Origin of the sequence: Limnospira platensis NIES-39, from assembly GCF_026000695.1 — a bacterium.
Classification (GTDB): domain Bacteria; phylum Cyanobacteriota; class Cyanobacteriia; order Cyanobacteriales; family Microcoleaceae; genus Limnospira; species Limnospira platensis.
Genome location: NZ_AP026945.1, coordinates 1,449,457 through 1,460,817, shown reverse-complemented (window position 1 = coordinate 1,460,817; position 11,361 = coordinate 1,449,457). Strand labels below are relative to the sequence as shown.

The window sequence follows — 11,361 nt, the reverse complement described above, 5'->3', positions numbered from 1 at the left end:
GACAATTAATATAAGCAGCCGGATGGGTCTAGGTTAACATCTGGGATTGATTGGTGCTATAATTATGGTAGGTTCGATCAAACTGATATCAAACTGAATTTAATCTGAATATCGCGATATGATCCCACAGAAACTCACCCTCAAGAATTTTCTCAGTTATCGCGACGCAAGCCTAGATTTTAGTGGCTTGCATACTGCCTGCATTTGTGGACCGAATGGGGCGGGTAAGTCTTCGCTGTTAGAGGCGATCGCATGGTCGATTTGGGGTCAGAGTCGGGCGGGGACTGAAGATGATTTAATTCAAATTGGCGAAACCCAAATGCGGGTAGATTTTATCTTTATTAGTCATGGTAACTTATACCGGGTAATTAGGACTCGCCGCCGAGGTCAGTCGGGTACTCTGGATTTTCAAATCGCACCATTAGAAGCGGACAAAAAAGCGGAGCAAATTAAGTTTACTGCCCTGAGTCAAGGGGGAATCCGTAGCACACAACAAAAGATTTTAGAACATCTGCGGCTAGACTACGATACTTTTATTAATTCTGCCTATTTGCGTCAGGGAAAAGCTGATGAGTTTATGTTAAAACGTCCCAGCGATCGCAAAGAAGTTTTAGGCAGCTTACTTAAGTTAGATGAATATGATATTTTAGTGGAGAAAGCCAAAGATATCTCGAAGGAATATAAATTCAAGATTGAGCAATTAGAACAAAGTTTAACTATGGGAGAGTTGGAGACACAAAAACTGCCGGAAATAGTGGCTCAAATCACTGAGTTAGAAGCTACCCTTGGTAAACTTCAGAAACAACAAGAGTCTGACCAAAAGCAACTGCAAACCCGGCGAGAACAACAACAATATCGCCAAACCTGTGAACAACTGCTAGAGGGACAGCGACAACAATATCGCACTACGAAACAAGAATGCGATCGCCTTGAACAGGAAATTGTCGCGACCCAAACTCAACTACAACAATTAGAGAGTATTCGGCAACAACAGGAAGAAATTAAGGCCGGTATTGTGGAATTTCAGACGCTACAAGCTACAGAAGAAACGATGAGTTTGCAGTTTCAAAGTCACCAAAAAATCCAACAGCAACTCCGGGAACTTCAGCAGCAACAACAGGACAAAATCCACCAATTACAACGGGATAAAGACACGATTGAAACTCGCCTGGAATCTCTGCACAAACAGGAACAAGAATATCAAAAGGTGCTAGTTGAACTGCCAGAAGTAGAAGCAGGAATTGCCCAGCTTTCTCAGGCTCGTCTCCGCCTGAATGAGTTAGATAAAATACAAATTGTAGTTACCCCTATTCTGCAAGAACATCAACGGATACAGGGGGAAATAGACCGGGCTCAAGCTCGTCTTAGCGCCCGTTTGGATGAACTGTATGCGTCGATTAATAAAATCCAGAACCGTCTTAAAGACAACCGCCCAGAGTCGGAAAAAGAGTTACAAAATCTTCATCAAACAATTGAAGAAATTGAGAAAAAACGCACCTATCAAACGCGGGTGACAGCTAAGGGTCAATCACACCATAATCAATTAGACAAATTGGCTCATCAACAGCAGGAGTATGAGAAAAAGTTGGCTGAATTAGACCAAAAAATGGAAATGTTAGGGCGTTCTTTTAGTGATGAAAATAAGGGAGAGTTAGCGCCGGTTTGTCCCCTATGCGATCGCCCTTTAGATGAACATCACTGGAATTTGGTGATGGGTAAACACCAAAACCAACAACAGGAAATTCGCGATCGCCTGTGGATAATTAGGGAAGATTTTGCGCGTGCTGAACAGGAAATAGCTGCGTTACGGATTGAATATACAACCTTACAAAGGCAAATATCTAATTATGAAGAATTCCGGGAAAAACGAGGTCAATTACAAGCACGCTTAGAGGGTTTCATTAATGATGAATTGCAACTACAACAGTTGAGAGAGGAAGCTAGTAAAATTGAGCGATCGCTATCTGATGGAAGTCACGCCGCCACACTGTATCAGCAACTGCAACAACTAGATCAGCAACTGCAACAACTAGATTATAATGAACAAAGCCACGCTCTGGCTAGGAATGAAGAAAAGCGCTGGAGGTGGGCAGAAATTAAGCAAATACAAATTCGGGATACCCAGCACAAACTAGGGCATTTACAAGCGGAAAAACCGCCAATGGTAGCACAATTACAGTCGGCATTAGACCAGATAATTTATGAACAAAGCGCCTCGGAATTACAGCAGAGGATTATTCAGCTAAAACAACAGTTAAATGAGAGTGGCTATAATTTGGAAGACCATAATCAAGTCCGGGTTCGGTTGCGTGAGGCACAGGAATGGGTGAGGAAAGCAGAACAATTGAAAGTGGCGGAAAGTCAGTATCCACAAATTCAACAACGGCTGGCTGAGTTACGGCAATTAAATCAAGTGCGATCGCAGGATTTGGCGGGGATAAAATCACAGATATTACTATTAACTAAACAGTTGGAAGATACCCCCAATCCTAGCTTATATATTAGTAACCTAGAGGGAAAAATTCAACAGCAGCGACAACAACTAGACCAATATTTAAGTCAATTGGGAAAGCTGCAACAACAACGAAGCCATTTAGAAAATTTTAGCCAGCAGCAAAGGGAACAAAAACAGGAATTATCCGAATGTCGTCACCAAGCCCTAATTTATAAGGAATTAGCCCAAGCCTTTGGGAAAAATGGTATTCAAGCGTTAATGATTGAAAATGTGTTACCGCAATTAGAAGCGGAAACTAACCAAGTTTTAGCGAGACTTTCGGCGAATCAACTCCATGTACAGTTTGTTACTCAACGGAGTGGACGCAGTGTTACGGCGAAACGGAAAAAGACTAAGTTAATTGATACACTGGATATATTAATTGCTGATGCTAGGGGAACTAGACCCTATGAAACCTATTCTGGTGGCGAGGCGTTTAGGATTAATTTTGCGATTCGATTAGCCCTAGCTAAATTATTAGCGCAAAGGGCGGGATGTGCGCTGCAAATGCTGATTATTGATGAAGGGTTTGGCACCCAAGACGCGGAAGGATGCGATCGCCTAATTGCTGCCATCAATGCGATCGCCCCAGATTTTTCCTGCATTTTAGCTGTCACCCACATTCCCTACCTGAAAGAGGTATTTCAAGCCAAAATAGAAGTCACTAAAACTGCTACTGGTTCACGATTACATCTATCTGTTTAAAATCATGATTGGCAAATATTTGAGGAGCCAGGGGTGGAACTAGAGCATATTATGCCATAGTTAGTTAATATAGTTATATTAGACTAGCTAGACCCCGGCCCGAAAATTTGGGTGCAGCCAGGTCGGAGGTTCCCTTGATATCAATTTTATAAACCGTTAAGCAGTAGCTATGCCAGGTGTACGAGTCGGGATACTGCATTCTTTGAGTGGGACAATGGCAATTAGCGAAGCGCCCCTCAGAGATGCCGAGTTGATGGCCATTCGAGAAATTAACCAAAGTGGAGGAATTCTCGGAAAGTTTATTGAACCTGTTATTGAAGATTGTCAATCAGATCCGGCTTGCTTTGCTCAAAAAGCCAAAAATCTGATTCAGGACAAACAGGTTGTCACCCTCTTTGGGTGTTGGACTTCAGCCAGTCGCCAGGCTGTCAAACCCGTTTTAGAAGAATTGGGGGTGGGGTTGTGGTATCCTGTCCAATACGAAGGACTAGAAGAGTCCCCCAACATTTTTCACACAGGGGCCTGTGCTAATCAACAGGTTGAACCTGCGGTTTCCTGGTTGTTGGAAAATATCGGCAAGCGCTTTTATTTGCTCGGTTCCGATTATACATTCCCCCATACGGTAAGTAAACTGATCAAAATTCAGCTTCAGCAAAATGAAGGCCATGTAGTGGGGGAAGCATATCAACCTTTGGGGGCTAAGGATTTTAGTTCGATTATTGCGCGTATTGTGCGGGCTAAACCTGATGTGGTGTTTAATACGCTGACTGGTGATAGCAATATAGCATTTTATCGACAATTTCAAGCGGCAGGTTTAAGCGCTAAACAAATCCCCGTTTTGGCTATTTCTGTTTCGGAAACTGAATTAAAAAGCATCGGGAATGCGGCGACGGGTCATCTGAGTTGTTGGAGTTATTTTCAGAGTTTAGAGACTCCCGAAAATCGTCGTTTTGTTAAATGTTTTAAGGCGAGATATGGAAGCGATCGCGTTACTAGCGACCCCATAGAAGCCGCCTATAGTCAAGTTTATCTATGGAAACAAGCCGTAGAGTTAGCCGAATCTTTCGACCCGGAAAGGGTACGAATTGCTACATACGGTCAAAGTTTCTCAGCCCCCAGTGGCATTATCCGTATGGAACCCAACCATCATATTAGGAAATTATGCCGCATTGGTAGGGCTAAATCTGATGGTCAGTTTGAGATTATTTACACGAGTCCTCATCGCATTAAACCCTTGCCCTGGTTAGGGTTTGAAGCCAACAGTTTTAATGCTTCCGAAATTGTGATTGGCTTACTTGCTGAGGTGAGCCAAAGTATAGAACGTGCCGAAAAACTCAAACAAAAAACCCGCGAATTAGAAGAAACCAGAAAGCAACTTGAACAAGAAATTGAAATCAGAAAACAGGTAGAATCTCAATTGCAAGTGGTTAATGAAGACTTAGAAAATATCGTTGCGGAACGCACCGCCGCCCTGCGAGAATCTAACAATCAACTACTGCAAGAAATTGTCGAGCGTACCAGAGTTGCGGAAGCCCTCAGAATGGCTAATGCTCGACTGCAAGCGGTGTTAGAAGCTGTACCTGGCACGGTTTCTTGGATTAGTAGCGATTTACGTTATTTGGAAGTTAATCAATCTTTGGCAGACTTATTTAAACTGCCACGAGAAACTTTTGCCAATCAACATATTGGCTTTTTGGGAACGAGTTCGGAATTTAATGACTTTGTTAGTGACCTATTTAATCGTCCTGAAAAAGAAGCTCATCGCGAGGTGCGGACTCATGTGGATAATCAAGAACGCCATTATCTAATTGTAGCTCAAAAATATGATAATAATCGAGCTGTATTTGTGGTGGGAATTGATATTACTCAACGTCGCCAAGCTGAGGAAGAACTCCGCCAAGCTAATATGCGTTTACAAGCGGTTTTAGCAGCGGTTCCTGGTACGGTTTCCTGGGTGACATCAGACTTGCACTATATCGAAGTGAATCAAAAATTAGCTAATTTATATGGCTTACCCAGAGAAGCATTTTCTCATCAACATATTGGTTTTTTAGGGAGAGGTTCTCAGTTTCAGGATTTTCTCCAATATTTCTTTGAAAGTCCGGAATTAGAAGCATATCAAGAAATATCATCTTCCCGAGAAAATGAGGAATATTATTATCTGATTGCTGCTCACAAGTATAATAATAATCAAGCAGCTTTTGTGGTGGGAATTGATATTAGCGATCGCAAACGTGCAGAAGCCGCCTTAAAAACGACTCAAGACCAGTTAGAAGCGGTGTTAAATGTGGTACCTGGAACAGTATCTTGGATTGATTCTAACAAACGTTATTTAGGGGTTAATCAATACCTAGCCCAAACCTTCGACCTCCCCGCCGAGGCATTTATTGGTCAGCACATCGGTTTTCTGAAAGCTAGTCCCGAATTTAATGGATTTGTGGAAGATTTCTTTAATAGTGGGAATTTTGAAGCCTATAAAGAAGTGACATCTTATATTAAAAATGAACCCAGAGATTACCTAATTGCCGCCCGCAAATATAACAGCGGTAGTGCTGCCTTTTTTGTAGGTATTGACATTACAGACCGTCGGCGCGCAGAAGAAGCCTTAAAACAGGCAGAATCCAACTATCGTAGCATCTTTGAAAATGCCCTAGAAGGAATATTTCAAACCACCCCAGAAGGTCGTTATATCAGCGCTAATCCCGCCTTAGCCAGGATTTACGGCTACGAATCCCCGACCATATTAATGACCAATTTAACCGATATTCAATCCCAACTGTATATCGACCCCAAGCGCCGCCAGGAATTTGTTGATCTCTTAGAAAGCCAAGGTTCCGTAGTAGATTTTGAGTCCCAAATTCGAAGGATAGATGGTCAAGTTCGTTGGATTTCGGAAAATGCCACCGCCGTCCGTAGTCCCCAGGGAGAAATTCTTTATTATGAAGGAACTGTCGAAGATATTACCGATCGCAAACTAGGACAAATCGGTCTCCAACAAGCCAAAGACGAACTAGAAAATCGGGTAGCCGAACGCACCGCCGCCTTACAAGAAGCCAACCATCACCTAATCATAGAAGTGGCCGAAAGACGAAGGATAGAAGCAGCCTTACGAGCCTCAGAAGCCGAATTGCGAGCCTTGTTTGCAGCCATGACCGACGTGATCGCCGTTTTTGATGGAGAGGGACGCTATAAGAAAATAGTCACCACTAACGCGGAAGTAGTCTATACACCTAGTAGCGATTTACTCGGAAAAACAGTATTTGACATATTTCCGACTCCCCAAGCACAACTTTTTTACGAAAATATCCAGAAAGTGATTCAAACTGGAGAAACCATTAACCTAGAATACAGTATGCAATTAGCACCCCCAGAACCCGGACAGCAGGGGCCTGTTAATATCTTACCCTCTGCAACTGATGCTGATCTGGTGTGGTTTGCTGCGACAGTTTCCCCTATGCCAGACAATAGCGTAATTTGGGTGGCTCGTAATACTACGGAGCGCCGCCGGGTTTTAGATGCTTTGCGGGTTGAACAACAAAAATCTGAGCGGCTGCTGTTGAATATTTTGCCTCGCTCTATTGCGGAACGTTTAAAACAGAGCCCACATTCGATTGCAGAACGCTTTGACCAAGCAACAGTCATGTTTGCAGATTTGGTCAATTTTACCGGGTTTTCCGCCCAGATATCCCCCACCGAATTGGTGGATTTACTCAATGATATATTTTCCTGTTTTGATGAACTAGCTCAAAAACACCAACTCGAGAAAATTAAGACTATTGGAGATTCCTATATGGTAGTGGGAGGTTTACCGACTCCTGTAGAGAATCATGCAGAGGCGATCGCTCACATGGCCCTAGATATGCAGCGAGAAATTGTCCGTTTCCGTCGCCAAGACGGCGAACCCTTCAATTTACGCATTGGGATTAATACCGGACCCGTGGTCGCCGGGGTAATTGGGACTCGCAAATTTATCTACGACCTGTGGGGGGATGCTGTCAATGTCGCCTCCCGTATGGAGTCTCAAGGGGAAGTAGGACGAATTCAGATCACCGCCGCCACCAAAGCCATACTCAAGGATAATTTTATTTTTGAGGAACGGGGTGTAATTGATGTCAAAGGAAGAGGCAAAATGGTGACATTCTGGCTCAAAGACCGTCGTTAATCCTGCCAACCAATACCCTAGGGCAGAGAACAGCGGACATGGGTAAAGGATAACAAGCATGGGACTTGACAGAGAGTAAAGTTGTGTTAATATAAGTTGAATTAAGTGAAGAATATGTAAACAATTCTGTAGAAAACTCTCATAAGGAAAACTATGACTTTGATGGCTAAACGGCTTTTGATCCTGTTAGTTACCCTAGGTGGTACAGCATTTTTGGCAGCTTGTGGCGAACCTACTGCCACCGAAACCCAAGGCGAACCCACCGAACAAATTGCCGAAACCAGTGAACCAGTAACCGCTGAAACCGTTTCTGATGAAACTATCGAAGCCCAAGCAGAACCCGCTGGGGAAGAAATGGCTGCTGTAGTTGACTCAGACCCCACAGAAACCATTGTCGGTATTGCTAGTGGCGAGAGCCAATTCAGCACTCTGGTAGCGGCTTTAGAAACCGCCGAATTAGCCGAAATCCTTTCTGGGGAAGGACCTTTCACCGTTTTTGCTCCCACTGACGAAGCATTTGCGGCTCTACCAGAAGGCACAGTTGAAGAACTTCTCAAACCCGAAAATCGTGATCAACTGGTTCAAATTCTTACCTATCACGTTGTCCCCTCCCAAGTTCTGTCTGCTAACATCAGTGATGGGTCTGTTGAAACCGTTGCCGGAATGCCCTTAACTATTACTGTTATGGACGGTACTGTAATGGTGAATGAAGCCAGTGTCATTCAAGCTGACATTTTAGGCAGCAATGGGGTTATTCATGCCGTTGACACGGTAATTTTACCTGGTGTGGTCGAATAAGTTTTAACTTGGCTTGATGTGAGTGTTTAACTATAGACAAGGTTTCACTCACACCATACTTATAAACCCGCCCTTATTAGTCAATAGTGGGGGCGGGTTTTCAGTTAATCAAAGATTGATAATGGCTCAACAAACATTTATAATCTGGATTGATAGCGGATAGAGAAGAGAACCAGATCCAGTATGGACATCAGAGGCTTATTAGAACCGATCGCCAATTTTTTTGCGGGTTTAGGAGTTCCCGAACCCATTGTTCACTGGGGACACCCCCTAATGATGGGAATTGTAATTTTTGTGATGGGTAGTTTTGTCGGTTATACTGGCTGGCAGGGACGTTTAGCCACAGACCAAGAGGCGGCGATCGCTTCTCGGTCTAGCCACCGAAAACTTGCCCCTTTTATGACCCTATTTATGGCTTTAGGCTTTAGCGGCGGGCTACTATCCTTAATTATGCAGGGACAACCGATTTTTGAAAGTCCCCATTTTTGGACCAGTACCGCAGTTTTGGGTCTATTAGGAATCAACGGCGCTATTTCCCTCAGCAAATTTGGCGGAAACCAAGACCAATGGCGCAAGGCTCATGCTTATATTGGCAGTGTCGCCCTATTAGTGATGGTGATTCACACCGTACTCGGTCTAAAATTGGGATTATCCATTTAGCAAACAATCAGGGTTGGTTTCTAACCCAACCCTAACCAGTCCTTAAAGACTTCCAGGACAGATGAACCAAACGGCTGCGATCGCCCTAGGATTAGCCTATATTGTTGGATTACTCATGGCGAACTTTACCTGGGGAGGATATTTTCTCCTAGGGGTCGGGATAGCCATGGCAATTCTGACAACCATTTGGCAATATAAACTCCGTCGCCGTCTCAGCGATCAACTCACTTCCACCAGAAACCGCTCTTTAAGGCAAGCTAGACAAAGGAAATCCGACCCAGATAGGCGCTACATCCCCCGACCTCCTATCCCTAGAACCCTTTGGCTACTAGCTGGATTAATAGGCTTCCTCGCTACCCTATATTTTCAACTACAAACTCCACAACCAGGACCTAATGACATTAGCAGATTAATTGTCAGCGGTGGTAATGCCGAAAACCTGGTAATGACCGTCTGGGGAAGGGTGATTAGTTCACCACGGGTCACTCGTTCAGGAAATATTCAGTTTTGGCTACAGGCTAACCTTGTTAACCAGATTACCAGTAATGATCAGAACAGCCCGGTTCAGGTTAACAAAACAGTTACAGGTAAACTTTATGTTACCGTGCCAATTCTACAAGCCACAGGCTTACAAGGCAACGAAACTGTTTCTGTGACCGGAACTTTATATGCACCAAAACCCCCCTTAAATCCTGGTAGCTTTGATTTTAAAGCCTATCTCGCCAGACAAGGGGGATTTGCGGGAATGTATGGTCGCCATCTCTCTATTAACACCACCCCTAGCTGGGGACTGTCTAGGGTGCGACAGCGAATTGTCAGGGCTCAGGTTCAAGGTTTGGATGTTACCAAAGGCACACTATTATCAGCCATGGTTTTGGGGCGGCGGGCTGTGGATATCTCCCCAGAAATTAGCGATCGCTTTGTCCGAGTCGGTTTAGCTCATACTTTAGCCGCTTCTGGGTTTCATGTCTCTTTACTTCTGGGCGTAGTCCTGGCTTTGACAGCCCGCTGGTCTCCTAAGTTGAGATTTGTTTTTGGTGCAATTATCCTATTGTTATATGTCGGATTAACTGGCGGTTCAGCTTCCGTGCTGCGAGCCGCTTTAATGGGGTTAGCTGCCTTGGTAGGTTTCGTCATGAACCGACAGGTGCGACCCTTGGCGGTGTTATTGGCTGTGGCAGTTTTCCTATTATTATGGAATCCTCTATTAATTCAAGACTTAGGCTTTCAATTTAGCTTTTTGGCAACTCTGGGGCTATTGGTGACTGTACCACCTTTGATGCGATCGCTACAATGGCTTCCCCCTGTAATTGCTAGTTGTATAGCAGTTCCTATCGCCGCCGCCATTTGGATTCTTCCCCTACAAATATATGTGTTTAATTTGGTATCACCATTCAGTATTTTTGTCAATATTTTAGCCGTGCCTTTCATTACGGTAATTACCCTAGGAGGAATGCTAACCGCAGTGGTAGCTCTCATCTGGCCATGGGCGGCTTCGGTTCTAGTATCCGCTTTATATTACCCCCTACAAGGGTTAATTTATATAGTCGAATTTTTTAATAATTTACCTGGTAATTCCATCGCCGTAGGCACTCTGTCTCTGGCACAATTAATCGGTTTATATAGTATTAATATATGGCTGTGCTTATCGCCGATAATCAAGCCAGCCAAAGTAAGTCAAACTGACCATAATAAAAGAACGAGAATTAATGCCCGATTTTATCAGGTTTTGGCTGGTATATTAACGGCGATCGCTATCATAACTCTGCCCATGGCTTATGCTCAATTTACCCAATTTCGAGTCACCGTTTTAGCTACCGCCGAAAAACCTATTCTTGTGGTGGAAGACCGCGATCGCGTTTTGTTAGTAAATGCCGGGGATGAACGCACAGTTAAATTTACGGTTTTGCCCTTTTTACTAAGGCAGGGCATTAATCAAATTGATTGGGCTATCCTGACTCACCCTCAGCTAGGCTTAACTATCGGTTTCCCACATATTTTAGACACTTTACCAATTCAGAAATTCTATGATACTCCCGCTTCTAAGAATGCTTATCAAGTTAGCGCCCAGGCTATTCAAAATAAAATTGTTACTGCCCAAGGGGAATATCTAACGCTCCCAGTTCAGCAAAACTTAGATTTAGGTGAAACTCAGGTTAAACTGATTAATCCTGATGTGCCTCTGGTGGAATTTATCATGAGCGATCGCCGCTGGTTACTCATGGGAAATATCCCCAAAGAACAACAATCACAATTGTTACAACAGCACGATTTATCCGCCGTTGATGTCCTCTGGTGGTTAGGTAACGATTTGGATTCTCAACTACTAGACACCCTCAAACCTCAAGTAGCGATCGCCACCACCCATACCCTCAGTCCTGAAACATCTCAAATGCTTGAAAATCTTAACATTCAACTATTTTGGACTGGGCGAGATGGGGCACTACATTGGACACCACAGCAGGGCTTTTCCCCTACCATTACTGCCGACCAAACAGTTGACTCTTTTTTTTGACACTCCCAGCTAATCATACTGTAGGGT

5 protein-coding genes are annotated in these 11,361 nt (G+C 43.9%); all 5 read left to right on the top strand.

The features are described from left to right. Window positions 1–118: 118 nt before the first annotated feature. Window positions 119–3,199, top strand: a complete 3,081-nt coding sequence (locus tag N39L_RS07330; RefSeq protein WP_006619373.1) for an AAA family ATPase — start codon at window positions 119–121, stop codon at window positions 3,197–3,199. A 214-nt stretch (window positions 3,200–3,413) separates the two neighbouring features. Then, window positions 3,414–7,361 (top strand): transporter substrate-binding protein, encoded by a 3,948-nt coding sequence (locus N39L_RS07325; protein ID WP_434221613.1) that lies wholly within the window; start codon window positions 3,414–3,416, stop codon window positions 7,359–7,361. Between the two features lie 153 nt (window positions 7,362–7,514). After that, a complete protein-coding gene (locus N39L_RS07320; protein WP_006619371.1) occupies window positions 7,515–8,159 on the top strand; it encodes a fasciclin domain-containing protein in 645 nt (214 codons plus the stop codon). A gap of 183 nt (window positions 8,160–8,342) precedes the next feature. After that, a complete protein-coding gene (locus tag N39L_RS07315) occupies window positions 8,343–8,819 on the top strand; it encodes a DUF4079 domain-containing protein (RefSeq protein WP_006619370.1) in 477 nt (158 codons plus the stop codon). A gap of 61 nt (window positions 8,820–8,880) precedes the next feature. Continuing rightward, window positions 8,881–11,334 carry a ComEC/Rec2 family competence protein gene (locus N39L_RS07310; protein ID WP_014274783.1) on the top strand — a complete coding sequence of 818 codons (2,454 nt, stop codon included), beginning with the start codon at window positions 8,881–8,883 and terminating at the stop codon, window positions 11,332–11,334. Window positions 11,335–11,361: the final 27 nt, after the last annotated feature.

Coding starts and splice junctions, on each gene's coding strand:
- N39L_RS07330 (WP_006619373.1), top strand. CDS start 119: ATGATCCCACAGAAACTCACCCTCAAGAATTTTCTCAGTTATCGCGAC.
- N39L_RS07325 (WP_434221613.1), top strand. CDS start 3,414: ATGGCAATTAGCGAAGCGCCCCTCAGAGATGCCGAGTTGATGGCCATT.
- N39L_RS07320 (WP_006619371.1), top strand. CDS start 7,515: ATGACTTTGATGGCTAAACGGCTTTTGATCCTGTTAGTTACCCTAGGT.
- N39L_RS07315 (WP_006619370.1), top strand. CDS start 8,343: ATGGACATCAGAGGCTTATTAGAACCGATCGCCAATTTTTTTGCGGGT.
- N39L_RS07310 (WP_014274783.1), top strand. CDS start 8,881: ATGAACCAAACGGCTGCGATCGCCCTAGGATTAGCCTATATTGTTGGA.